This is a genomic window from Helicobacter anatolicus (assembly GCF_021300615.1).
Lineage (GTDB): Bacteria > Campylobacterota > Campylobacteria > Campylobacterales > Helicobacteraceae > Helicobacter_H > Helicobacter_H anatolicus.
The window spans coordinates 54,554-79,577 of record NZ_JAJTMY010000003.1 but is presented as its reverse complement, the minus strand read 5'-3'; the positions used below and the strand labels follow the sequence as shown (position 1 = coordinate 79,577).

Sequence of the window (25,024 nt, the reverse complement as noted above, 5' to 3'; positions counted from 1 at the left end):
GATCACACAAGAATTAGAAAATAAAATTGAAAGAATGATAGAAAGTTTGGGTTATGTGCTTTATGATATTGCATTTTTAAAGGAAAATGATTCTCATATTTTGCGTATTAGTATTACAAATAAAGAAAATAAAATTACCTTAGATATGTGTCAAGAAGTAAGTGAAGTGTTATCTCCTTTATTAGATGTGGAAATTTTGGATGAAAAAAGTTATTTTTTGGAGGTGAGTTCCCCAGGAGTGGAGCGCATATTAAAAACCTCTAGACATTTTTTATTGTCCCTCAATCAAAAAGTGCAGGTAAGATTGGACAATAAAGAAGAATTTGAGGCGATTTTAAAAGATTATCAAGATGAAAAAGTAGTTTTTGAAATCAACGGAGATACAAAGAGTTTTGATTTAAAAGCGTTAAAAAAAGTTAAAACAATATTGGAGTGGTGATGCAAACAACAATTACAACTTTGCAAAAAAAGAAGAATCAAGAAAAAATTACAGCAATTACGGCTTATGATGCCTTATTTGGCAAGATTTTTGATGGTGAAGTAGATTTTATTTTGGTAGGCGATAGTCTTTCACAAAGTTTTGGTGGCAATAAAGATACTTTGGCAATAGGTATTGATGAGATGATTTATCATACCAAGGCAGTTTGCAATGGTGTGCAAAAGTCTCTTGTTGTTGGGGACATGAGCTTTGGAAGCTATCAAAATGAAAAACAAGCCATTTTTAATGCGGTGCGATTTTATAAAGAAACGCAAGCAGGTGCAATTAAATTGGAGGGTGGTGCAAATCGTGCGCATATTATTAAGGCTATTGTAAATGAGGGAATTGCAGTAATGGGGCATATTGGTTTGATGCCACAATTTGCAAGAAGTGAAGGAGGGTATAAAATTAAAGGTAAAGATGAAGCGAGTAGCACCCGTTTAAAAGAAGAAGCACTGATGTTGCAGGAATCAGGAGCTTTTGCAATTGTATTAGAGGGAATAAAACATGAAGTGGCTACAGAAATCACAAAAATACTAAAAATTCCTACTATTGGTATTGGTAGTGGGGTAAATTGTGATGGACAAATTCTAGTGTGGAGTGATGCATTTGGATTTTTTAATGATTTTCAACCAAAGTTTGTGCGTCGCTATTTACAAGGAGCGCAATTACTTAAAGATGCAATTAAAGAGTACGTAAATGATGTAAAGACAATGAATTTTCCTAGTCTTGATGAAAGTTATTAATGGAAAAAAATACGCTTGACACACGATTGGTGAATGTTGAGAAAATTTCCTTTGAAGAAAAAGAGGAATTTTCTTTGCGTCCTAGTCAATGGGAAGATTATATAGGTCAAGAACAAATTAAGAAAAATTTGGATATTTTTATCAAGGCTAGTAAAAAGCGGGGAGAATGTTTAGATCATATTTTATTTTTTGGACCTCCTGGGCTTGGTAAAACAACACTAAGCTATATTATTGCTACACAAATGGGAGCAAATATTAAAGTTACTGCGGCACCAATGATTGAGAAGTCTGGAGATTTGGCAGCTATTATGACTAATCTTGCAGAAGGAGATATTTTATTTATTGATGAAATTCATCGCCTAAGTCCTGCGATCGAAGAAATTCTTTATCCTGCAATGGAGGATTTTAGGTTAGATATTATTATTGGTTCTGGTCCTGCAGCACAGACTATTAAGATTGATCTTCCACGTTTTACACTTATTGGAGCAACAACTAGGGCGGGAATGTTAAGTAATCCTTTGCGTGATCGATTTGGTATGAATTTTAGAATGGAGTTTTATAGTGTTGAGGAATTGGGGTTGATTATTGAGCGTGCAGCCAAGCGTTTTCAAAAAAGTATTGATGAAAAAAGTGCTTTGGAGATTGCTAAACGCTCTAGAGGCACACCTCGCATTGCATTGCGGCTACTTAAGAGGGTAAGAGATTTTTCAGATGTAGGTAATGAGAAGAGTATTAGTCTTGCTACCACGCAATATGCACTTAATGAATTAGGAATCAATACCTTAGGTTTTGATATGCTAGATTTGAGATATTTAGAAATTTTAAGAAGCGCAAAAGGAAGACCTATTGGTTTATCTACTATTGCTGCTGCAATGAGTGAGGATGAGGGGACGATTGAGGAGGCGATTGAACCATATTTATTAGCAAATGGATATATCGAAAAAACTGCAAAAGGCAGAATTGCTACAAATAAAATTTTTAATGTGCTAAAATAGTTTTAACATTATAAAAAATGTTATGACACTATCTCTAGGAGATTACATGAAAAAGATTGTAGTTTTGGGTGCGGGTTATGCGAGTTTAGCATTTTTAAAAAATTTAGATTTAGAGGCTTTGGGGGATTATGAAATTTTTTTGATTAGTCGTTATGATTATCACTATACTAGCATTTTATTGCATGAGGTAGTAACAGGTGCAAGACGCGATGCAAGAATCTATCTCACAGATATTTTGCCTCATAAGATTAAAATAATTCAAGATGAAGTTTTAGAGATCAAAGAAGACAAGGTTCTTGCAAAAAAGCAAAGCTATGATTATGATTATTTAGTTGTTGGACTTGGATTTCAATCCGATAGCTTTGGAATTGCAGGAATCAAAGAGTATGCTACACCTATTGTGGATTTTGAAAATGCGTTAAAGTTGCGAGAAAAAATTTATTTACAGATTGAAAAATATAAAAAAACAAAGGATTGTAAAGATCTTAAATTTGTGGTGTGTGGTGGTGGATTTAGTGGGATTGAAACGATTACTTCTTTGGCTATTAATCTCAAAAAATTTTGTAAAGAACAAGGAGTGGATTCTACATTGCTGCAGTTTATATGTATTGAGGCAATGCCTGATATTCTTCCAATGTTTTCTGCAAAACTGGTGCAAAAAACAAAAAATTTTTTAAAAACAGAAAATGTGGAGTTGGCTACGGGGTGCAAGATTTTGCGTTGTGAAGAGGGGAGAGTAATTGTCCAAAGAAATGATAGAGAGGAGGCTATAGAGGCAGGATTAATTATTTGGACAGCTGGTGTGAAGGGGAATGCAGTGATTGAGAATTCTAGCTTTTTTACTTCAGCAAGAAGCAAGGTAGAAGTAGATGCTTATTTACGGCCTTATAATCAAGAAAATCAAGATAAAATGCAAAATATTTATATTATTGGAGATTGTGCTGCGTTAAAAGATGCAGAAAGTGGTAGATTTTATCCCCCTACCGCACAAATTGCTATCAAGCAAGGTGAATATCTTGCTAAAGCATTTAAAAATAGAATCTTAGGTGTTGGTGTGGAGGCTTTTAACTATATTTCTGAGGGGACAGTTTGTTCTTTAGGAGAAGAGTGTGCGATAGGAAATGTTAAAGGTAGGGATATAAGTGGTAAAATAGCAATTTTTATAAAAAGAATGATAGAGAAGAAATGGCTGTATAAGATTTTAGGAATCAGAGGGATTTTTAGATAATCCCTGTTATAGTTATTGCAGATTTTTATTTCTAATATAAAAAGAATGATAAAAGATTGCACAAAAACTATAAAAACAGCCTAAGAAAAGTAGATAGAAAAATTGTGGCATAATTTGGTTGAGACTAGCGCTCATTTGATTGAGTTTTAAAAAGCCATTGATTCCATGATACGCGGGTATAAGTGCACTGATAGATTTTAAAAAATTAGGAATAAGCTCACTTGGCCAAATAAAACCTAGTAAAAATACAATAGGTAGAGATGAGATTAAAACAATTTGTGTAGGTAGTGCAGTATTTTTGATAAATAATCCCAAAAAAATTCCTAGAGAAAGCATGGCAAAAATAAAAACTAGTGCAAAACACCAGAAATCAACTATATTTGCTTTGATATTAATATCATAAAGTGTGAAGAAGAAACCAAAAAATAAGAGAAAAAGCAGAATGTAAATTCCACCAAAAATCAACAGTCGAGCAAAAAGAATTTTAAAAAAACTCTGTGTGCGATAATAACTTGTAGGATTATTTTCTTTATTTTGAAAGGCACCAAGAAGCATAGTTCCACCAATAGCAGTTTGGTGTAAAATAAAAATCAAAATTGCTGCTAAGGCATAATTCAGATAGCCATTTGAGGGGTTAAAAAGAGGAATGCTTGTTTTTTGCAACAGATCAGCTTTTTGGTGTATGGTAGAGTTTTGTAAGATTTTGGTTTGAATGATAATTTGTTGGCCTAGCGCATTTGCTGCATCATTTAGCCCTTCTACAATTGCACCATATGCAGAAAAATATGAGGCATTTGCTATATAGGCAAGATGTGCAGGCACTCCTTTTTTGAGATTTTTTTCAAAACCCTTTGGAATAATAAGATAGCCAAAAATTTTATTATGTGTTAGAGATTCTAAGGCTTGATGTTCAGAATCTAAAATTTGCGTGACTTGATTTTGAGGCATAGAATTTACATAAAAAATCAATTCTTTACTTTGCATGCTCTGGTCTAAATCTACGACAGCAATTTTTTGATCTCTAATAAGATCACTTTTGTATGGTGTAGGATATAAAAGTACATACATCAAGGATCCACCAAAAACGATAAGTAAAATCGTAGAGTTGCTAAAAATTGCTTTAAACTCTAGTGCAAAAATTTTAAAAAAACTCATATTTTTCCTTTGATTTTATAAATCAACCAAGCAGCGGGTAAAAAAAGTAAAAATGGCAACATCTTTGCAAGGATAAAAAATCCTTCTAAAATATCACCGCCATAGTGGGCTTGTTGGAAATAAAGTTCCATAAAATAAGAAATAGGCAAAATATGGCTCCAAAAAAGTGCAAAGCTATCCATTGCACTTTGTGGGTAGGTAACTCCTGCAAAAGCTAGACTTGGTGCGGTATAAGCAGCAATAAGGCTGATAGATTTTGTGGCATTTAAAAAAATGCTTTGCAAAAATGCCACAATTGCACTAATAGAGATTCCCAAAATTAAAAGAGCAAAGAAAATTAGTGAAATATTACCTACAAGCGGAAATTTTAGAGTGTTGAAAAAATAAATCATTACCATGCCCCAAAACATAAAAATCAAGAGATTGAATCCAAAACGCATAAAAAAATCACCACTATTTTTAATGGGATAAGATAAAAGATTTAACAATCCTAAGGCTAGGAGAATCTGCCAAATACAGGGCAAAATTAAAGTTCCTAAAAATTGTATATAGCTATTTTTGGGATTAAAAAGCGCGTTGATATGTGGCAAGATTGGTGCACTTTTTCCCATCGCAGCTTGTAGATTTTTAACTTGAATGAGATTTTTTCCCGTTTGTAGTTTGATGTTGCTTAATGCAATGATTTGCAGCATTGCATTATCAAGCGTTTTGCCAATTAAGATAAATTGTGAGTTGTAATAAAAAGTGATTTCTTGCATCACGCCCATTTTGATTTTTTTTTGCATATCTTGTGGAATCACTACAAGGGCATAAATTTTGGTAGTGCTTAGATCTTCTTGCGCTTCTTTGATAGAGTGATAAAAATTTGTAGGTTTTAAGGTGGGGGAGTGTGTGATATTATAGATAATTTCTTCAGACAATGTACTTTTGTCATAATCAAGAATTCCTATAGGTAATTGTCTTGGAGTAGCATCTTTGAAAATGTTGTAGATAATCCCCCCAAAAAGCAATGGGGCAATAAGGTAGAGAAAGCATAAAAATTTATTACGCAGTAAAATATTTGCAAGAATCTGCATTAAAATACCTTAATAAGTACGCTCATTCCCACGCGCCATTCTTCAATTTCTTCAAGAGGTACTGCTTCAATTTCATAGCTTTTCATATCATAGCCCTTGCCATTTGCAGTTGCTTTCCATGTTGCAAAATCCCCCATTACAGAGATATAACGCACTTTAAACTGGATAGTTCTATCAAGTGCTGGTATATAACCTTCAAAAACAGAATCTTTTTGGAATTTAGGGAGATATTGTTCATTAACACTAAATCTTAACCAAATATCTTTGGTATCAATAAGAAGCACGACGGGGAAACCACTAGGGCTTAGCTCGCCATCATGTAATAAAACATTACTTACTTCTCCACTAATTGGTGCATAAGCATTGATATCCTTTAGGTAGGCTTCTACTTCACTTACTTGTCCTTCTGCAGCTTTTTGTTTTTCAAAGGCTGCTTTTTTGGTTTCATCTCTTGCGCCATCAAGAGCAATTTTATATTGCTGATAAGCAACATTTTCATTGTATTTTGCACTTTGATAGGCCGCATATGCTTCATCTCTTTTTTGCAAGCTTACCACACCGCTTTTATAGAGTTCAGCGATTCGGTCATAGGTTTTTTGTGTGAGTTCTGTCATAGCCTTTGCAGAAGACCAAACATCTTTTGCAGAAATGATAGTTTCTTCTCGGGAACCTTTTTTTGTTTCTTCGCTTAGGGCTTTTGCTGCTTCATATCCTGCTTGCGCTTGTGTAAGTTTGGCATTTACTTCTGGACTGTTGATTTGATAGATTAAATCTCCTTTGTTGACAAAATCACCCTTTTTTACTTTGAGATTTTCTACTCTTCCTGCAAGTTTGGAGCTTACACTATATTCTTTTGCAGTGATTTGACCTTGCAAATATTGAGGTTTAGTTTCATAGGCACGATAAAATGTGATTCCTAACCAAAGTATAATAAAAAATAAAATTACAATAAGTATGATTTTTTCAACCACTTTTTTATTTTTAAAATTTTTGATTTTTTCAAGTAGTGTATTTTGTATTTTTTTAAAATCTTTTTTCTGTTTTATGGTATTTTTTTGCGTAGTTATCTGAGTATAAGTTTCATTTTTTGTTTGTTCTTTTTTTGATTTTTTCTCTTCTGTTTGTATTTTATTTTTTTTCTCTTTGGTTTTTTCTTTTTGCCCTTTTTGTTTTTTTTGCTTTTTTTCTTTGGGATTTTTTTCTAGGGAGAGTTTTTTTTCTTCTTTCATGTTAATCCTTATTGTTGTAATTCATAAAACATGGCAATATTGTCACTAAGTGCCATAAGTTTTGAGAGTAAAATCACATATTTATATGCAATGGTTTTTTGTTCAATAAGAGTGTTTGAGAGCATATTCCTTGCATCAATAACTTGTATGCTTGTTGCTAGACCTTGATTAAATGCAACCTCTTGTAATTTTAGATTTTCTTGCGCAAGTTTGATGCTAGATTCTAAACTCCAATATTCCTCTTGTGCAAAAATTACTTCCTTATAGGTACTTCTTGCTAAAACTTCCATATCTTTTATGGCTTGGGCCTTGGTTTTATCTAGTTGCATTTCTACGATCTTTGCTGCTTGGATTTGAGGAATCTTACCTCCTGCACTTACAAGAGGTAATCGTGCTGTGATGCCTATATACCAAGAAGGCAAGGATTGATTATGTAATAAAAAATTATTGTCCATAAAATATGATCCCATCAAAGCAACATCAGGGAAAAGTTTGGCAATTTCTATTTTTCTTGCTTCACTAGCAATCGAGATTTTTTGATCTAAACTTTTTAAAATTGGATAGGAATTTAGCGTTTTTTGCACAAAAAAATCTTCATATTTTTTTGGTCTTTTGACTTCTATATTTGAAGTAGGATGTGTATTTTTTAAATTTAAGGCAGTATTAAGTGCAATTTGCGAAATTTCAAGTTTGTTTTTTGCTTCTTTGCTTTTATTTTTGCTTTTATCTAATGCTACTTGTGCACCCAAAACTTCAATTTTTGCAATCTGCCCAGCTTTTTGCAATTTTAATGCATTATTGTAGTGGATTTGTGCGCTTTTTTGCATTTCTTGCAAGGTAAAATAAATTTCTTGCTGTAGCCAAACACCATAATAAATTTTTGCTAATTCTTCAAAGGTGGCTAGTTTTTTGAGTCGCAATGCCTCTTTTGCATCTTTTTCTTGAAGTTTTGCAATATTTACTCCATGCCATCTTTTCCCTCCTGTATAAAGTGGATAAATAATATTTAGTGAACCAATTATTATATCTTGATTGATTAGATTAATTTGTGGTAATACATTGCTTATTGGCGCAAGGTTGAGATGGACAGGTTCAGAAAGATGGATATAGGTTGCAGTGATATCAATATTTGGTAAAAATGTGAGTTTGGAGGCAAGAGAGAGCTTTTGGCTTTTTTCTACACCTAGCTCTTCAGCTTTGATTCCATTATGATTTTTTAACACATATTCCCATGCTTGTTTAAAACTTAGGTTTTGATTTTCTGCATGAACGAGTGGAGGTGTTGTTAGCAAAAAGATATAAAAAATTTTAACAAAGCAATTATGAGCGGCTTTCCAAATATTCTTCATAGTTACCCCTAAAATCAATAAGTTTTACACCATTTTCTCCATCTTCTTTGAGCTCGATGATGCGATTTGCAAATGCACCAATAAGCTCTCTATCATGGCTAACGCAAATTACATTGCCGTTAAATTTATAAAGTGCTTCACCTAATGCGACAATAGATTCTAAATCAAGATGGTTGCTAGGTTCATCAAGTATCAAAAAATTTCCTCCTTCAAGCATTAATTTTGATAAAACCATTCTGTGTTTTTCTCCACCGCTAAGTGCATTGATACTTTTTTCTTGTTCTTCCCCATTAAAAAGCATTCTTCCAAGTGCGTTTCTAATCTCTCCACTTTCCATTTTTTTATCAAAGCCTCTTAGCCATTCATAAAGTGTTTCCTCCCCTTTAATTTCTTCGCTTACATTTTGAGGAAAATACCCTTTTTGTGTAGTTGCACCCCATTTGATTATTCCATTATCTGGATGCAATTCTTCTACTAAAATTTTACATAATGTACTTTTTCCCACTCCATTAGCACCAATTAATGCAACCTTATCACCAGGCAAGAATTTCAAATCAAGATTTGTAAAAATTTTTTTATCCCCATAAGATTTAGAGATATTTTCACATTCTAATGCCTCGTTGCCGATTGTTCTTTTTGGTTTGAAGATAATGCTTGGATCTCTACGACTTGAAACTTCAAGAGCTTTGATATCAAGCTTTTCTAGTTGTTTCTGACGTGAGGTAGCTTGTTTGGCTTTTGATGCGTTGGCAGAAAATCTTGCAATAAAGTTTTCTAATTCTTCTTTTTCTTTAAGTTTTTTATTGCGTTCCATTTCTTGTTGCTTGGAAATTAAGGTAGATGCAATATACCAATCATCATAATTTCCACTAAATTCCCTGATGGTTTTGAAATCTAGATCTAAAATATGTGTACAAACTGTGTTTAAAAAATGTCTATCATGACTAATTACAACCATAGTGCCCTCATGGCGTTTTAGATTTTCTTCTAACCATGCAATTGCGGGGAGATCAAGGTTGTTGGTAGGCTCATCAAGTAGTAAAATATCAGGTTTTGGAAAAAGTACTTGCGCAAGCAAGATTTTAAACTTATCGCCACCAGTGAGAGTTTTCATTAGGTCTTCATGTTGTTTAGTAGGGAATCCCAAATCTTGTAGGATTTTTTCAATGACTACTTCATATTCATACATTGGATCTTCTTCGGCACAAATCATTTCTAATTCGCCTAATCTCTCATTGATCTTATCATCACTAAGATCTCCTTCTGTATAGAGCCTTTCTTTTTCTTTGACTGCATCAAATAATCTTTTATTTCCGATTAAAACAGCATCTTTTAAGCTGAGTTCTTCAAAAGCGTATTGATCTTGTCCTAAGACCCCCAGTCGTGCATTAGGATTGATTACTACTTCTCCACTACTGGGTTCATAAATCCCACAAAGGATTTTTAAGAAAGTTGATTTTCCTGCACCATTTGCGCCAATTAATCCATAGCGTTTGCCAGAATCTAATTTGATGTTTATGTTTTCAAATAATTTTTTTGTTGCATAATTCATGGTGAGATTGATTGTTTGCAGCATAACATTCCTTAAAATAATTATTTTTCTTGATTTTAGCAATTATTATGCTGTTTTTCAATATAAAAAATATATTTATATTTTTGGTGATTTTTTATCAAAAAAGGTGCTATTATATAAAAAACCCTGTAAATGACATAAGGAAGAGAGATGTTTGCTTATTATAGAATGAGGCGTTATGCACTCTACCTACTAATTTCTTTATTTTTAATTGTGATACCTTTTATCCAATTTAATGGTAATCAAATTTTTTTGCTTTCATTTGATCATAGACAATTGCATCTTTTTGGAATTGTTTTTAATGTGCAAGAACTTTACTTGATGCCATTTTTATTGATAATGCTTTTTATCGGTATTTTTTTTATGACGACTTTGGGGGGGAGAGTGTGGTGTGGATGGAGTTGTCCGCAGACAATTTTTCGTGTGATCTATCGCGATCTGATTGAAACTAAGATTTTAGGATTGCGTAAAAAAATCTCTGATAAGCAAAAAAAGCCAGATTATCATATAAAAACCAATATAATAAAAAAGATTATAGGAATTTTGCTTTTTTCTTGTATTGCGCTTTGTGCAGCGGGTGTATTTTTATTTTATTTTATTCCTCCAAAAGAATTCTTTTTGTATTTGCAAAATCCCATGGAACATAAAGTTTTATTAGGATTTTGGCTCTGTATTGCTATATTTTTGATTTTTGATATTACTTTTATGGCGGAAAATTTTTGTATCTATATGTGTCCTTATGCAAGGGTGCAATCTGTGCTTTATGATAATAATACAATCATGGCAATTTATGATAATAATCGTGGTGGTGCAGTATATAGCAAGGAGGGGAATTTGCTTTTAGCACCCAAAAAACAAGATAGCAATAATGAATGTATTAATTGCCATCAATGTGTAAAAGTGTGCCCAACGCATATTGACATCCGTAAGGGAATGCAACTTGAATGTATTAATTGCCTTGAGTGTGTAGATGCATGTGGCGATGTGATGAAAAAGTTTCAAAAACCTTCGCTTATTCAGTGGAGTTCGCCAAATGCAGTGCAGACAAAATCCAAAGTAAAATATTTTAGAGGTGCTACGATTGGATATGTAATTGTGCTTTGTATTGTGATGGGAATTATGATTTTTATGGGGAGTAAGAAGGAATCTATTTTGGTAAATATTGATCGAAATACCCAGCTTTATGAGATACGAAAAAATGGTGCAATTGATAATTTTTATATCTTTTTGTTTGAAAACACTGATAATAAACCCCATACCTATAAATTTGAAATTTTGAATTATCCTAGTCTTGAGATTTTAAAGCCTAAGGAAGCAATAAAGGTAGATGCGGGAGGTAAGATTAAGCAAGTAGTGATTTTACGAAAGAAGCAAGGAAGTATGCAAAAATCAAAAGATTCTCAAACCACAATTCCACTCCAAATCAAAATCTATGATTTAGATGATCCAAAGATTTTTATCTTGAGGAAAACTATTTTTGTTACACCTTAATTTGGTTGTAACAAAGTAGTAGTATTGCTATAAGACAACAAGGAGTTTAAAACCCCTTATATTTGCATAGAGGGTAAAAAAATGAAGAATTATTTTTCTTTATTATCTTTATTTTTTTTTCAACATTCTTTTTAAGCTTACATAAAACTTCATCCATTCATCAAGTTCCATTAATGGATGGCCACCCCATTTGGTATTTGCAGGGAGATTTTTACCTACTGCTCCACGCCCTGCAATTTGTGTAAAATCACCAATATGAATATGTCCGCCTGTCCCTGCTTGTCCTCCCATAACGACATTTCTACCTGTAGTGGTGGATCCAGCTAGACCTACTTGAGAAACTAGGATTGTATAAGGGCCAATTATGCAGTTATGCCCGATTTGTACAAGATTGTCAATTTTTGCACCTTTTTGGATTCTGGTTTCTCCAAATACTGCACGATCAATTGTGTTATTTGCACCGATTTCTACATCATCTTCGATTACTACGCGACCATTATGTTGGATTTTTACATGTTCACCAGTTTTAGTGTGCGCATAGCCAAAACCATCACTCCCTATCACGCTTCCTGCATGAATAGAGACATGATTTCCAATAATTGTATCACGATAAATTACTACATTAGGATAGATTTTACACCCTTCCCCTATGCTTACATTGTCACTAATTACAACACCTGGCATGATTTCTGTGTCACTACCTATGCTTACATTTTTACCAATATAGACATTTGGCATAATTTTGGCATCTTTGTGAATATTTGCCTCTCGTCCCTCTTGATTAAATTCTTTTTTTTCAAAAAAATGTGAGATTCTTGCAAAGGCTAAATGCGGGTTGTCAGTGATAATTGCTTGGATATGCGCAGGGACATTTTCCTTAAATTCTTCTCGAATAAGGACTGCGCCAGCGTGAGAATTTTCTAATGTATCGAGGTATTGTTTTTGATCTATATAACCAATTTCTTTTGGCGAGGCTTTATCTAGTGGTGCGATGCCTTCAAGTTCGAAATCTTTTATTAGAGGTTGTTTTATATCAATAAGTTGTAAAATTTCTGAAAGTTTCATGATAACTCCCTTGCTAGTGTGATCATATCAACAAAATTATTTATATCAAGCGATGCACTACCAATTAATGCACCATCTACATTCGGTAACTTTAAAATTTCTGCAAGATTATTTTTTTGCACACTTCCTCCATAAAGAATCTTAGCAGGACATAGAGTTTTTAAAAATGTATGTACTTCTTCAATTTCTTCTAGACTTGCACTTTTTCCCGTGCCAATTGCCCAGATAGGTTCGTATGCAAGGATAAGATTTGGATAGTTTATATCAATTCCTTGTAATTGTGTGGCAAGAAATTTTTTTGTCATTTCAAAACCTTTTTGTCGTACTTCTAGATTTTCACCAATACAATAAAAAATTGAAAAATTTTGTGCTTTAAAAAAATTAAATTTTTGTGCACAAAACTCCTGATTTTCTCCTAGTAAAGCTCTTCTTTCGCTGTGACCGATTAGAAGAGTGTTGATATTTAAATCCTTTAGTGCTTCTAGTGTGATTTCTCCAGTAAATGCACCATTATTTGCAGGATATGCATTTTGTGCACCGATTTGAAATTTTTGGCTTTGTTGTAAAGCAAAAAATGGAGGAAATAAAAATACTTTATCATTTGGCATAATTTTAGAATCTAGAATTTGATAATATTCTTGTATTTTTGTGCGTGTGAGATTGGATTTGAAATTACCAGCAATGATTTTTGACATGAAAATCCTTTAGTATTTTTTAAATTCTAACATAAAATATAGGGTTTTAAAAGTAGGAGGTAGGGTTTAAAGAAAAGTTCCATTGAGATAGTAGATTATCTCAATGGATTTACCAAGTTACGGTTTATTTTTTGTATTAGTTTTTAGTAGCTTCTTCTTTATTTTCAGTTTGTTTTTTGTCTTTTTTGATATCAGAAGTTATTGTTAAAGCTGTTGGTGTATATTTTTTATTTTCGCCAAAGCTATATCTATAGCCAAGATTGAATTGATATTGTGTAACAATCTTACCACCAAAACTTCTTTCAAAATCAAAATAGATTCTGTGATGATCTTTTATTGTGAAGTTTGTACCTAGATTAAGTGTAAATCTTCCAGTGGATGCAAGAGGTGTAAGTGTAGAATCTCCACCAGCACTAGATGTAAGATTGATAGATCCACCATGGATATAATCACCTGTATAGTAAGTTCCTATATAAAGTTGTGATCTAAAGCCCTTATCTTGTGTAAAGCGATCAAATTTGTATCCAAAGCTAGAACCTATTCTTCCTCTTAGCGTAAGGATTGCATCTTGAACACCATCTAGATGATATGCACCCAAAACTCTTCTTAGACTACTTTGATCCAAGAAACCAAAAGCAATTTCTGCTTGTGGGTCGATATACCATTCATTTTTCTCACCAAGCAAGAATCTATATCCCAATTCTTGAGAAAATGTAAATGCAAAATTATTTACACTGTCATTTCCACTTTCATTAAAGAAAGAAAGTCTATTATTAATAAAACTTAATTTAAGAATTGTATCTGAGTAAAGACCATTTTTAAAGCCATTTGCCTTACTTGCACCATCTTGTACATAAGCGTTATAAATCGCAATTTCTGCACCATTAGCAATAGAGCTATTGATTCCTTTTTTATGGTTAGTTACTTCTTCTGTCAATAGGTCTGTTTTATTAACAGAGTTCGCATAGGATATTGCAAAACCTAGATAGTTGTTTGCACCTTCCATGCCAAATGCATAGTCATAACCACCTTGAATTGTCGTGTAGTATGATGTGCTTTGTGTTGCAAAGCTAGATGTTTGCATACCAGTAAATACTCTTGCCCATACGCCATGCGCATTAGAATTATCTCTTAATTCACCCATTCTTTTATTAAGGCTGTTTAAGTTTGCTAAATAAAGTTCATAGTTTGCATTAAGTGCACTGGAAGAAACTACTTTGTTTGCTGTAGAAGTTTCTGCTTTTGCATCCTTGATAAAGTATGTTGTATAGCCACCATTATTATTTGTAGTTTTTCCATATCTATCAGTAGTTACCCCAATTAGTTCAGAGCTAAATACATCAAACCCCACAACAGCATTTGTTGATTTTAGATTCACAAGAGATTTTTTCTCTGCTTCAGTTACACCCTCGCTATTTACATCTTGGCTTCCTTGTTTTACAGTCATTACCGCGATATTTCCAGCAGTTTCAGTTCCACCACCCGCATATTTAATCTTGCTTACATTTCCATTTGTAAGGATTTGGATATATTCGGTTACGGCTTTTGTTGGTGTACTAGCACTACCTGTTTCACCATTTTGTATATCATAGACAATTACTCTATCGCTATATACATGTCCATATTGTCCTGTTCCTGCTTTAGAAGATTCCCCATTGAGTGTAGCACCGCTACTTCCAGCATTTTTTCTTCCTTGGAATGCGTCTGTATTTACATATACTCTAAAGATTGCATTATCGCCTTTAAGACCGCTTTTGCCTAGCATTTCTGTTGTATTAGAAGAATTTTGTGGTGCGTCACCAATTTGCAAAAGATTGAAGCTTGTTCTTGTTGGGATAAAGCTTGCATCATTACCATAAGAACCAATATCTACAATTGTATTTTTTTGTGCAATTGTATTTAAAAGAAGATTTGGATCTGTTGGATCTACCACAGGAGCATTGTCAAAAGTAAGATTTATAATATTTGTTCCTCCAGGTACAAGAAGTTTTGAACCTTCTTTCATTATCATATCCACTTTTACTGGATTTGCTTGATCTGTGCTTGTTGCTTTGATTTTAGAATAATCAAAATCACCAAAGAAGATTGATCCTTTTGTAAGCTCTATTATATAGTTTGAATTTGCTGAGCTATTGCTGCTTTCAAGTGCCACAATACTACCCACTGCGATACCATCAAGAGTAATTTTATCTTTATAAGAAGTTGTTTGACCATCTTGTCTTGTAGCCATATTTGGAGTTTTATCAACAGTGATTTTTAAAAGACCTTTTCTATCAGTATCTGTTCCTAGATAATCTTTAAAAGCTCCTGTAAATGATGCAGAATAAGTGCCATACTCATCTTGCAAGGTAATATTTCTATCTCTAAGATTAAATCTTAGACCATCTTTATAAGTTACACCAAGGAATTTATTTTCATTAAAATTATTATCTGTTCCTGTCGAGAAGTCATCTTGCACGCTTCCATTTGTTGTGCCATTTTGTCCATTGATAGAATCACCTAGGTTATTATTATTTGCAAATACGATATTTACGATTCCGCTATTTGAACTTCCATCCCAGATGTAATTATCATCGTTATCAAATCTCCCTGCATAATCTATGTCTGCACTTACTTTTACAGGTGCTTGGATTACGACATTTGTTGTGCTACTACCTGCGTTTGTGATCTTGAAGTTTGCAGCTTTATCTGTTGTAAAATTACTAGTTTTTTCTCTCAAAACAATTGTCGTCCCACCACCATTTTTTGTAATGATATTTCCAGATCCATTTGGATGAGCTGTAAGATATTGCATAAGTTCTTGATGTTGAGTAGCAAGGCTATCATCATATTTACTTGCTAAGAGTTCTGCTGCATTATTTGGTATCCAGAAACTATTGTCAAAAATAATTCTTGTTGCGCCACCATTTGTTAGGATATTTCCAGCAAATACTGCATTTTTTAAAAGATCGGTAGCGCCAGCAGCACTAGCAACACCCTCACTAGCAGTAGCATCTGTGATTTTGAAAGTAAAGTTATTGCTTCCGCTTTGTGTATTGATATCTCCTAACATTAGTATTGGACTAGTTGTATTATCTTTTGTTTCAAAAGTGACAGTGTTTGTTCCGCCATTAAATGTTTCAAAAGCTGTATTGATGACTTTTCCACCTTCTTTAAAAGTAATAAGGTTAGTAGATTGATTATTTGCAGTGATTTTTGTTATTTGATCTGCTGTATTTTGACTCATAGTTGCTGCACCAAGTGCACCATCTTTTTCAAAAGTGATTATATTTTTTCCACCACTATCAGCAGTGATGTTTCCGATAAATGTTGCGGCTGTGATTGTTTTTGCTTCAGCTGCTTTGGCTACTACTTTTGACATACTGCTAGCTTCAGAATCTACTTGTCCATTTTTAAATACAATCTCATTTGTCCCACCGGTAGATTCGATACTAAGCTTATCGAGCTTAATCCCTGCTTGTTTGAAAACTATATTATTGTATCCATAGCGCGTGCCATCACTAACTGCTTTTCCTGCTAGGATTTTTCCTTGCATTATGCCTTTTTCAAAGGTTACATGATTCCCTTTTTTTGTGTCTGTTTTTCCTGAAAACCCTGTGCCATAGGAGATGATATTGCCATCTAGATATACTTTAGTCGCATCGTTATTTTCCATAACTACTTTTGCCGCTGCTTCTTCTTCCATTACTGGTGAAGTTCCGCCAAATATGACATAGTTCCCCACAAAATCATTTCCACTAGTTGGCAAACCTGTTTGGATATTTCCTTTCATTGTTGCACCATCTACTAGCTCTACATTAAAATTTTTAGCACCAGAGTTTGTATTTAGATGTTGTCCACCGATATTTCCTTCTAAAATTCCATTTTTGATCACGATTTTTGCAGTATCACTTCCAGAGGATTCATTGCTGGTTTTATAGCGATAGATATTTCCTATAATTTTGTTATTTGCGTCTGCAAGGTCGATTGTCATAGAGCCACTACTAACATTTTGCCCCATTATAATATCACCTTTTATAGATAGTCCGGCGCTATCTTCTGGTTGAGACATTTCTTCTAATTCTTTCTTAACCATTTCTTTTTTAGCTAGTGTAATATTATGGGTAGAATCACCGCGGAATTCGATAGTTCCTTCATAGCCTTTGGTAAAACTCCCTGTAAAAGTATTGCCTGTTTTTGCACCTGCTAGAAGAATATTTCCTTTAAAGATTGCATTTTCTGCTGTGAGATTAAATGTTTTGCTTGTGGCTTGACCAAAGTCAATGGTAAGTGTAGAGTTAGGGAAATTAAACACACCATCTCCAGGCGTAGTATTTTCAAAATTTTTATCAGAAAGATTTACTGTGTTTACATTTTGACCAAAAGTTACCTTTCCACTCTCAATATTAACATTAGTAGAACCGGAGGTAGCGAAAAAAAGTGTAATATCTTGTGAGATTTGTTGGCAATTGTTGCTATCAATACAATTTGATTCTGTGCTAGCTTGTGCATATGCCATGTTACCACCAAGATTTAATAAAAGTGCCAAAGAGGTTGCTACTGCAGGTTTAAAGATTTTGTTGCCTCCTCCGCGTGGATTTTTTAAGAAAAAGTATTTTTTTGCATAGTTTTGCATAGATTATCCTTATAGTTTTTTTGTTTTTTGGGGCAGAATTATACATATTTTTTAAAACTTTTCAAGATTTCTTGACATTTTTATGAAATTTTTATTATTTGCTGTATTGTTGCTAGTAATAAGTTTTTGTTCTTTATGAAATAAAGATGAATAAAAATCAGGATAAAGATTTAGGGTTTTTAGGTACTTGTGATGTGAAGGATAAAAACATCAAATATTTTGCTAAAATTTTATCATTAATTTTATGAGGCAAGAGGCGTGTTATGTTTTTTACGGATTTTTTGAAGAATCTTAAGCGAGATGAAGCAAGAGCAAAAAAAGATACTACAAGCCATTGGATTAAGTGTGATGGTTGTAGTGCTTTGATGTATTATAAGGAAGTGCATGCACAGCTTTATGTTTGCCCAAAATGTGGACATCATTTTAGAATCTCTGCACAAGATCGTATAGATTTTCTTTGCGATAGTCAGAGTTTTGTAGAGTATGATAAGGAATTGTCGCCAATAGATCCGCTAAATTTTGTAGATAAAGAAAGCTATAAAAAGAGAATCGAAAAATATAAAAATAAAACCGGCCGTCCTAGCTCTGTAATTGCGGGATTTGCAAGAATTAATAAAATCCCTGTGCAATTAGTGGTGTTTGATTTTGCGTTTATGGGGGGGAGTTTGGGGTCTGTAGAGGGGGAGAAGATTGTAAGAGCAGTACAAAGGAGTTTGCAAAATAAGCAAGCATTAATTATTGTATCTACAAGTGGGGGTGCTAGGATGCAAGAATCTACTTTTTCTTTGATGCAGATGGCAAAAACTAGTGCCGCACTCAATAAGCTTAGTGAGGCAAAAATCCCTTTTATCTCTCTGCTTACTGATCCCACTTTTGGGGGTGTGAGTGCTTCTTTTGCATTTTTGGGAGATTTGATTTTGGCAGAACCTGGTGCTATGATTGGATTTGCAGGTGCCAGGGTGATTAAGCAGACTATTGGTGCAGATTTGCCAGAGGGCTTTCAGACTGCAGAATTTCTATTGGAACATGGCTTAATTGATATGGTAGTGCATCGCAAAGATATGAAAAAAACTTTGAGCGATATTATTTCTATGTTGGTGCCTGTAAATGAAAATCAACCTGTATTGTATAGCTAAAAAAGAAAAAGAAGATGATTTTATAGTGCATTATCAAAAATTGTGTAAGCAATTTGGTGCAGAGTTGAAAATTTTTAATCTTTTTAATACAGAAGTTTTGCAAGCACAAAAAAAATCTGCCAAGGAGGCACAGAGTAGCTATACTAAGATTCTTTCTCCTTATCTTTCTAAAAACCACACTGCTAATAATATTGCCCTACATCCTGATGCTAAAACTTGCGATAGTTTTATATTTAGTAAAATGCTGGATTGTATGCATGTAAATTTTTTTATTGGAGGGTCGTTTGGTTTTGAAGAAAATTTTTTAAAAGAAACTAGAACTTTAAGTTTAAGCAAACTTACTATGAGTCATAAAATTGCAAAAATTGTATTATGTGAGCAAATTTATCGAGGACTTAGTATTTTACATAAGCATCCTTATCACAAATAAAAGGGAGAGCATGGATACATTGGATTTGGAAAAACTAAAAAAGATGCTAGAAAATAGACTAGAAGAGATTTTGGGTTGTTTGGATATAGAGATTGATGGAGAGTTTGATTTGGGGAATTTGAATGACGAAATGGATGTAATTTCTGCGAATTTGCAACATAATCTTAATGAAATTTTATTGCAAAAACATGGTCAAGAGATTAAGAAAATTACCAAAGCGTTGCAAAAAATGACTAATAATATATATGGGATTTGCGAAATGTGTGATGAGGAAATTGTCTTGGAGCGATTGTTGATTAAGCCTCATGCGGAGTATTGTGTAAAATGTCGTGAAATCTATGAGAAAAATAAAAAGGGTAAGTGATGAAGATTAGATATTATTTAGGGTTTATGGTAATTTTTGTATTGGTAATTAGTGCGTATGTATATCATGCTGTACCGGATAGTTTTGCGGTTGCAACGCCTGATAATAGAAAAATTGAGCTTCCAGCGGCGATGTGGGCAGCAATTTTTTTATCTTGTTGTTTTGTATTATCACTTTTATTTGTTTTATGGGGGTTTATATCAAGAAAACTTCATGCTTTTTATGAGAAAAAAGATTTTGCACTCTTGGTTGATCAAGTTATTAATCAATCTTTGGGAAAGAGTGAGCAGCATGTAAAATTTAAGCAAGAGTATTTTAAGAGGCTTTCAAAGGTTTTAAGTCGTTTTAATATAACGCCAAAGATTGATTCACAAATTAGTGGAGTGGATAGTATTGACGATTTTTTCGGAATATTGCGACAAATTACTCTTGGCTATGAGCAGAATATTAAAAAATATAATATTCCTTACGATAATGAGTTTTTTATCAAAAATTTTATGAATAAATTTAAAAAAGATTATCGAATAGGAATCAATGCCCTAAAAAGCCCTATGCCAAATCTTGTAAAAAAAGATATTTTTATTCAGTTGCTTGAATTTATCGAGGTACGAGATTTGCAAAAATTTTTAGATTTTGAAAAAATTGATTCTTTGGATAAAGATATGGGACTTGCGGTGATAGAGTTTTTGCAAAGAAAAAAGAGTAAGGTGAGTGATAACTATCTTCATGAGATTGTGAAAAAATCTAGTTTTGAAACAAAAGATTATTTAGAATTAGCAAAAAGACTTAAGTCAGTCTATACACCAGATGAGTTATTGCAATTTTTTGAAAAACTTGCATTGTTTGATGAAAAAGCAGAGATGGGGTATTTATATACCCTATGTGATTTAGAAATGATGGATCTTGTTCGTCAAAAACTTACAGGGTTTTCTAAAGAAGAATTTTTAAATGTGCGCGCATATATGGATTTGCGAGCACAAGGTAAGGTTTACCCTTTGCATTTATTTTTTTGATTTTGTAAAAAAATATGCCATATAGCAGAAAAAGACAAAAATTGCTGTAGCAAAGATTGCAATTCTTTGTGTAGGATCAAAAAGGCAACCAATGATTGAGGCGCTACAAAGAACAAGTGCAATAATCGGTGTATATGGCATTAGGGGGGTTTTGTAAGGAAGAGAATCTTCATCTTCCTTTGCCATATTTTTTCTAAAATTATATTGTGCAAGACTAACAGACATCCAGGTAAGAATTGAAGTAAAACCAGATACACTAATAAGAGTGGTAAAAACAATATTGGGCGCAAAGACAAGAGAACCAAGTGCGCTTAAAGATCCAATCATTGAAAAAATTACTGCATTTACGGGAATGCCTCTGTGATTAACTTTGCCAAAAAATTTAGGAATTTTACCCTGATTTCCTAGATTCCAAAGCATTCTAGATGAAGCATAAAGCGCAGAATTACTTACAGAAAAGATTGCAATAATAATGATAAAATTCATAATATCACCAGCAAAAGGAATGCCAATTTTGTCCAAGACTGCGACAAATGGGCTTGTAGTAATACGTGCATCATTATAAGGAAGTAGGGTAGCAATAATAAAAACGGTGCCAATAAAAAATAAAACAAGTCGCCAAAGTGTGGCGTTAATAGCTTTTGGCATTGCATGTTCAGGGGATTTAGTTTCACCAACTGCCACGCCAATTACTTCTGTTCCAGAAAATGCAAAATTTACCGCTAGGATTGTCATTAAAATTGCGGGGATTCCATTGGGAAACCAACCATCTTTGTAATAATTGATAAAAGTCGCATTAAATCCTTGGGAAAAAATATTGTACAAAATTACGCCAAAGCCAAGGAATAAAAACAATACTACCGCAGCAACTTTAATGGAACTAAAAATAAATTCTCCTTCTGCAAAAATCCGTACAGTCCAGATATTTAGTGCAAAAATTATTATGCCAAAAATGCTTGCCCAAATCCACACGGGAATATCAGGAAACCATTTTTGCATTAAAAGCCCCACAGCAGTAAATTCTCCTCCTAGTGCTGCAACCCATGTGAGCCAATAAAGCCAAGTAACAACATAGCCAGTACTTGGACTAATAAAACGATGCGCATAGTCTCCAAAGCTTGAAGTGTGTGGAAATTTCGAGCTAAGTTCTCCTAAACTTAGCATAACTGTATAGACAATAATTGCACCAATTGCATAAGAGAGTAAAGTGCCAAGTGCTCCGGCATTGTGTAGATTTTCACCAGTGGCGACGAATAGTCCTGTGCCAATCACTCCACCAAATGCAATCATCATGAGGTGGCGGTTTTTCATGATTCTGTGAAAATCATTTTGCGAATCTTGTTTCATATTTTTCACCATTATTAAATTTTTAAACTTGCATTCTATCAAAAAACATACTAAAGAAGTTAAGAACTTTATTATTTTGTGTTGTTGGCGAGGTCTAGAGTGTTTACATAATCTTTGGTTTGAATGTTTAAGAAATGTAAAAGTGTGTGAAAGACAAAATCATGACTAAGAGTATTTTTTTGTTGAGATTGCAAAGATTTATAATAAGAGGCAAAGCCTTTTCCTAAATAGATATAGGAGGGAATATGGGTTTGCTCTTTTGGTGCGAGGGCATAGGGGAGGCCACCGTGCATATATTGATTGTATTCCCCAAGACTTTCTCCATGATCGCTTACATACCATAAGAGATGAGGGAGTGGAGAGGTTGTCAGAACTTTTAAAATTTCCGCAATCACAAAATCTGTATAGCGTAAGGAATTGTCATACGCATTAAATAGGGAGTTGGTGGAGCAGTTTTGGAGATTTTCATCCTTGCATACAGGGGTAAAAAAACTAAAATTTTGTGGATACCGCTCAAAGTATTTTGCCCCATGACTTCCGTGAAGATTGATAACTAAAAAAGTATTTTTTTGTGCATTTTTGATTAAGGAATGGATTTGAGGAAGCATATCTCCATCTAATATATGGTCAGGATAATAAGAAATGTGATCACTTTCTAGTCTTTGGCAGACTTTTCCCATACATTCCCCGCCATTATTACTAATCCACCATACTTCATAGCCTACGCGTTTTGCAATATCTAAGATATTATCTTGATAGTAGCTAAGATTTCTTGCAGTATAGTTTTGGTGGGTAAGATTTGTAAGCATGCAGGGGATGCTAATTGCAGTAATTACTCCGCAAGATTTAAACTTTTCAAAATTAATAAGATTTTTTGCAAAGGTTTTTGTATAAGGGTTTGTTGCTCTATTATAGCCATTGTATTCAAAATTTTTAGCCCTTGCAGACTCTCCAATTACAAGAACAATAATTTTTGCTTGATCATTTGGTTTTAGGTTTGCATCAAGACCAATATGCATATAACTTTTTGGTGTTTGGTAAATAGTAGAAAAATGTCGGATAGTTGAGCGAATAGGAGCAATGGGGTTTAACATGTCAATGGTAGGTTTATAGGCTTTGAATGCAAAAATAATATTTTTTTCGTTGGAAAAAAATAGTGCAAGGATGATGAAGAGATAGAAAAATAGCAAATAAAGTTTGGTTTTTAATAAAGATGGGCTGATTTTGATAAAAAAAATGAAAAAGTAAGGAAGGGCTAAAAGCAAAAAGATTTTGATAAATACCATGGGGTGGATAAAGTCTTTGGCTTCACGAAAATTTGTATGTAAAATACTATCAATAATCATAGGATTTAGGCTGATTTTGTAAGTATCCATATAGTATGCACTAAATGCTCCTAAAAGCACAAAGATCGCTAATATATAGCGGTAGGTAAAAAAACTACATAAAATTTCAAAAACAAATGCTAATAAAAAACATAAAATTCCCCCGATACTGAAAAATAAAAAGAATCTATGATCAAAATTTTTGGTTGTTTCAAGGAGGGTTTGCCAAAAGGAATTGTGATAAAAAATTACAAAATATAGGCTGATAAAAAAAATTATACCATGGTAATTTAGAAATTTTGAAAGAAAACTTTTCACATATATACCTTAAGATTTTACTTGGGATTGTAACCAACTTTTTTATTAAGCTGTGATAAAATTTTGCAAATTTTAGAAAAATTTGGAAGCTTGAAGGATTAAAAATGATTAAAAAAGTAGTTTTGGCTTATAGTGGTGGGCTTGATACAAGTGTGATTTTAAAGTGGCTTGGTGATACCTATAATTGTGAAGTGGTAACTTTTACTGCGGATATTGGGCAGGGTGAGGAGGTGGAGCCTGCAAGAGCAAAGGCGGAAAAATTAGGCATTAAAAGTGAAAATATTTTTATTGAGGATTTGAGGGAAGAATTTATTAGAGATTTTGTATTTCCTATGTTTAGGGCAAATACTATTTATGAAGGCGAATACTTGCTTGGTACAAGTATTGCGCGCCCACTTATTGCAAAAAGATTGGTTGAAATTGCTAAAAAAGTAGGTGCTGATGCGATCTCTCATGGTGCTACAGGTAAGGGAAATGATCAAGTGCGATTTGAGATTGGTGCATATGCACTAAACCCAGATATAAAAGTTATTGCTCCTTGGAGAGAATGGGATCTAAATAGCCGCGAAAAACTCCTAGCCTATGCAGAATCTGCAGGAATAGAAATAGAAAAGAAAAAGAATAAATCACCTTATTCAATGGATGCAAATCTTCTTCATATTAGCTATGAAGGACAGATACTAGAAGATCCAAATGTAGCGCCTGAAGAAGACATGTGGAGATGGTCTGTTAGCCCAAAAAATGCTCCAGATAAACCTACAATTATTACAATAGAATTTAAAAATGGTGATGGCGTAGCGATAAATGGTGAAAAATTAAGCCCAGCAGAGTTTTGGACAAAGCTTAATAAACTTGGTGGGGAAAATGGAATTGGAAGATTGGATCTAGTAGAAAATCGTTATGTAGGTATGAAGTCGCGTGGTTGTTATGAAACTCCAGGTGGTACAATCTATCTAAAAGCACATCGTGCTATAGAATCTTTGTGTCTAGATCGCGAAGAAGCGCATCTAAAAGATTCTCTTATGCCAAAATATGCGGAGCTTATTTATAATGGATATTGGTTTAGCCCTGAAAGAGAGGCGTTGCAAGCACTTATTGATAAAACGCAAGAAAAGGTTGAAGGTGTGGTGAGAATAGAGCTTTATAAGGGTAATGTAACAATTCTTGGTAGAGAATCTAAAAAATCACTCTTTAATGCCGCATATAGTACTTTTGAAGAAGATAGTGTATATAATCAAAAAGATGCCGCAGGATTTATTAAGTTAAATGCTTTAAGATTCATCATCGCGGGGAAAACTGGGAAATAGATAGGTAGAAAATAAGGAGGGAGAAATAAAGGTTTTAGACTCTAGGTTTGTGCATTTTAGCCACAAAAAAATATATAAAAATTATTCAA

General features: G+C 33.4%; 20 protein-coding genes. 10 read left to right on the top strand and 10 right to left on the bottom strand.

Translation table 11 applies throughout. The annotated features are described in order from the left end of the window. Window position 1 precedes the first annotated feature (1 nt). From LW133_RS04695 to LW133_RS04680, 4 genes are read left to right on the top strand one after another with little or no spacing between them, the layout of a single operon-like run. Entirely contained in the window at window positions 2-439 is a 438-nt protein-coding gene (locus LW133_RS04695; RefSeq protein WP_233077459.1) for a ribosome maturation factor RimP, read from the top strand. Then, entirely contained in the window at window positions 439-1,224 is a 786-nt protein-coding gene (gene panB / locus LW133_RS04690; protein ID WP_233077078.1) for a 3-methyl-2-oxobutanoate hydroxymethyltransferase, read from the top strand. The genes LW133_RS04695 and panB overlap by 1 nt, the downstream gene beginning before the upstream one ends. Continuing rightward, the gene (ruvB, locus tag LW133_RS04685; RefSeq protein ID WP_233037929.1) at window positions 1,224-2,219 is read left to right on the top strand and encodes a Holliday junction branch migration DNA helicase RuvB; all 996 of its coding nucleotides are present in this window, start codon (window positions 1,224-1,226) and stop codon (window positions 2,217-2,219) included. Before panB ends, ruvB begins: the two co-directional genes overlap by 1 nt. A gap of 46 nt (window positions 2,220-2,265) precedes the next feature. Further along, the gene (locus tag LW133_RS04680; RefSeq protein ID WP_233077077.1) at window positions 2,266-3,447 is read left to right on the top strand and encodes an NAD(P)/FAD-dependent oxidoreductase; all 1,182 of its coding nucleotides are present in this window, start codon (window positions 2,266-2,268) and stop codon (window positions 3,445-3,447) included. 12 nt (window positions 3,448-3,459) lie between these two features. Here the strand turns inward: LW133_RS04680 and LW133_RS04675 are convergent, their stop codons facing one another. The 5 genes from LW133_RS04675 to LW133_RS04655 all read right to left on the bottom strand — a co-directional run bounded on the left by LW133_RS04675 (window position 3,460) and on the right by LW133_RS04655 (window position 9,832). Further along, a complete protein-coding gene (locus tag LW133_RS04675) occupies window positions 3,460-4,602 on the bottom strand; it encodes an ABC transporter permease (protein WP_233077076.1) in 1,143 nt (380 codons plus the stop codon). After that, complete coding sequence (locus tag LW133_RS04670) at window positions 4,599-5,678, bottom strand: ABC transporter permease (protein ID WP_233077075.1); 1,080 nt, start codon at window positions 5,676-5,678, stop codon at window positions 4,599-4,601. Before LW133_RS04670 ends, LW133_RS04675 begins: the two co-directional genes overlap by 4 nt. Continuing rightward, window positions 5,678-6,649 carry an HlyD family secretion protein gene (locus LW133_RS04665; protein ID WP_233077458.1) on the bottom strand — a complete coding sequence of 324 codons (972 nt, stop codon included), beginning with the start codon at window positions 6,647-6,649 and terminating at the stop codon, window positions 5,678-5,680. Before LW133_RS04665 ends, LW133_RS04670 begins: the two co-directional genes overlap by 1 nt. Window positions 6,650-6,915: 266 nt before the next feature. Beyond that, window positions 6,916-8,199 (bottom strand): TolC family protein, encoded by a 1,284-nt coding sequence (locus LW133_RS04660; RefSeq protein WP_233077074.1) that lies wholly within the window; start codon window positions 8,197-8,199, stop codon window positions 6,916-6,918. A 28-nt stretch (window positions 8,200-8,227) separates the two neighbouring features. Further along, window positions 8,228-9,832: an ABC-F family ATP-binding cassette domain-containing protein gene (locus LW133_RS04655; RefSeq protein WP_233077073.1), complete on the bottom strand. Its 1,605-nt coding sequence runs from the start codon at window positions 9,830-9,832 to the stop codon at window positions 8,228-8,230. A 147-nt stretch (window positions 9,833-9,979) separates the two neighbouring features. Here LW133_RS04655 and ccoG point away from each other — a divergent pair, with 147 nt between their 5' ends. Then, window positions 9,980-11,320 (top strand): cytochrome c oxidase accessory protein CcoG, encoded by a 1,341-nt coding sequence (gene ccoG / locus LW133_RS04650; RefSeq protein ID WP_233077072.1) that lies wholly within the window; start codon window positions 9,980-9,982, stop codon window positions 11,318-11,320. A 108-nt stretch (window positions 11,321-11,428) separates the two neighbouring features. Here ccoG and lpxD read toward each other — a convergent pair whose 3' ends face one another. The 3 genes from lpxD to LW133_RS04635 form a co-directional block, all read right to left on the bottom strand. Next, the gene (lpxD, locus tag LW133_RS04645; protein ID WP_233077071.1) at window positions 11,429-12,385 is read right to left on the bottom strand and encodes a UDP-3-O-(3-hydroxymyristoyl)glucosamine N-acyltransferase; all 957 of its coding nucleotides are present in this window, start codon (window positions 12,383-12,385) and stop codon (window positions 11,429-11,431) included. Next, window positions 12,382-13,080 carry a triose-phosphate isomerase gene (locus LW133_RS04640; protein WP_233077070.1) on the bottom strand — a complete coding sequence of 233 codons (699 nt, stop codon included), beginning with the start codon at window positions 13,078-13,080 and terminating at the stop codon, window positions 12,382-12,384. The genes lpxD and LW133_RS04640 overlap by 4 nt, the downstream gene beginning before the upstream one ends. 136 nt (window positions 13,081-13,216) lie before the next feature. Beyond that, window positions 13,217-17,695: an autotransporter outer membrane beta-barrel domain-containing protein gene (locus tag LW133_RS04635; protein ID WP_233077069.1), complete on the bottom strand. Its 4,479-nt coding sequence runs from the start codon at window positions 17,693-17,695 to the stop codon at window positions 13,217-13,219. A 263-nt stretch (window positions 17,696-17,958) separates the two neighbouring features. Between LW133_RS04635 and accD the strand changes: the two genes are divergently transcribed. The 4 genes from accD to LW133_RS04615 are packed head-to-tail and all read left to right on the top strand — an operon-like array spanning window position 17,959 to window position 20,638. Continuing rightward, window positions 17,959-18,831, top strand: a complete 873-nt coding sequence (accD, locus tag LW133_RS04630; RefSeq protein ID WP_233077068.1) for an acetyl-CoA carboxylase, carboxyltransferase subunit beta — start codon at window positions 17,959-17,961, stop codon at window positions 18,829-18,831. Next, a complete protein-coding gene (rlmH, locus tag LW133_RS04625; protein ID WP_233077067.1) occupies window positions 18,803-19,261 on the top strand; it encodes a 23S rRNA (pseudouridine(1915)-N(3))-methyltransferase RlmH in 459 nt (152 codons plus the stop codon). Before accD ends, rlmH begins: the two co-directional genes overlap by 29 nt. 10 nt (window positions 19,262-19,271) lie before the next feature. After that, complete coding sequence (locus LW133_RS04620) at window positions 19,272-19,625, top strand: TraR/DksA C4-type zinc finger protein (RefSeq protein WP_233077066.1); 354 nt, start codon at window positions 19,272-19,274, stop codon at window positions 19,623-19,625. Next, window positions 19,625-20,638 (top strand): hypothetical protein, encoded by a 1,014-nt coding sequence (locus LW133_RS04615; protein WP_233077065.1) that lies wholly within the window; start codon window positions 19,625-19,627, stop codon window positions 20,636-20,638. Before LW133_RS04620 ends, LW133_RS04615 begins: the two co-directional genes overlap by 1 nt. Here the strand turns inward: LW133_RS04615 and LW133_RS04610 are convergent. After that, window positions 20,627-21,985 (bottom strand): amino acid permease, encoded by a 1,359-nt coding sequence (locus tag LW133_RS04610; RefSeq protein WP_233077064.1) that lies wholly within the window; start codon window positions 21,983-21,985, stop codon window positions 20,627-20,629. The two genes, LW133_RS04615 and LW133_RS04610, sit on opposite strands and share 12 nt — an antisense overlap. A 71-nt stretch (window positions 21,986-22,056) precedes the next feature. Beyond that, window positions 22,057-23,628, bottom strand: a complete 1,572-nt coding sequence (locus LW133_RS07410) for a phosphoethanolamine transferase (protein WP_233077063.1) — start codon at window positions 23,626-23,628, stop codon at window positions 22,057-22,059. Window positions 23,629-23,732: 104 nt separating this feature from the next. On the opposite strand from LW133_RS07410, the gene LW133_RS04600 reads away from it, so the two are divergent. After that, complete coding sequence (locus tag LW133_RS04600) at window positions 23,733-24,935, top strand: argininosuccinate synthase (protein ID WP_233077062.1); 1,203 nt, start codon at window positions 23,733-23,735, stop codon at window positions 24,933-24,935. Window positions 24,936-25,024: the final 89 nt, after the last annotated feature.

What these genes read in the sequence shown, in the direction of transcription:
- panB (WP_233077078.1), top strand. Translation starts at nt 439, where the DNA reads ATGCAAACAACAATTACAACTTTGCAAAAAAAGAAGAATCAAGAAAAA.
- ruvB (WP_233037929.1), top strand. Translation starts at nt 1,224, where the DNA reads ATGGAAAAAAATACGCTTGACACACGATTGGTGAATGTTGAGAAAATT.
- LW133_RS04680 (WP_233077077.1), top strand. Translation starts at nt 2,266, where the DNA reads ATGAAAAAGATTGTAGTTTTGGGTGCGGGTTATGCGAGTTTAGCATTT.
- LW133_RS04675 (WP_233077076.1), bottom strand. Translation starts at nt 4,602, where the DNA reads ATGAGTTTTTTTAAAATTTTTGCACTAGAGTTTAAAGCAATTTTTAGC.
- LW133_RS04670 (WP_233077075.1), bottom strand. Translation starts at nt 5,678, where the DNA reads ATGCAGATTCTTGCAAATATTTTACTGCGTAATAAATTTTTATGCTTT.
- LW133_RS04655 (WP_233077073.1), bottom strand. Translation starts at nt 9,832, where the DNA reads ATGCTGCAAACAATCAATCTCACCATGAATTATGCAACAAAAAAATTA.
- ccoG (WP_233077072.1), top strand. Translation starts at nt 9,980, where the DNA reads ATGTTTGCTTATTATAGAATGAGGCGTTATGCACTCTACCTACTAATT.
- lpxD (WP_233077071.1), bottom strand. Translation starts at nt 12,385, where the DNA reads ATGAAACTTTCAGAAATTTTACAACTTATTGATATAAAACAACCTCTA.
- LW133_RS04640 (WP_233077070.1), bottom strand. Translation starts at nt 13,080, where the DNA reads ATGTCAAAAATCATTGCTGGTAATTTCAAATCCAATCTCACACGCACA.
- LW133_RS04635 (WP_233077069.1), bottom strand. Translation starts at nt 17,695, where the DNA reads ATGCAAAACTATGCAAAAAAATACTTTTTCTTAAAAAATCCACGCGGA.
- accD (WP_233077068.1), top strand. Translation starts at nt 17,959, where the DNA reads ATGTTTTTTACGGATTTTTTGAAGAATCTTAAGCGAGATGAAGCAAGA.
- rlmH (WP_233077067.1), top strand. Translation starts at nt 18,803, where the DNA reads ATGAAAATCAACCTGTATTGTATAGCTAAAAAAGAAAAAGAAGATGAT.
- LW133_RS04620 (WP_233077066.1), top strand. Translation starts at nt 19,272, where the DNA reads ATGGATACATTGGATTTGGAAAAACTAAAAAAGATGCTAGAAAATAGA.
- LW133_RS04615 (WP_233077065.1), top strand. Translation starts at nt 19,625, where the DNA reads ATGAAGATTAGATATTATTTAGGGTTTATGGTAATTTTTGTATTGGTA.
- LW133_RS04610 (WP_233077064.1), bottom strand. Translation starts at nt 21,985, where the DNA reads ATGAAACAAGATTCGCAAAATGATTTTCACAGAATCATGAAAAACCGC.
- LW133_RS04600 (WP_233077062.1), top strand. Translation starts at nt 23,733, where the DNA reads ATGATTAAAAAAGTAGTTTTGGCTTATAGTGGTGGGCTTGATACAAGT.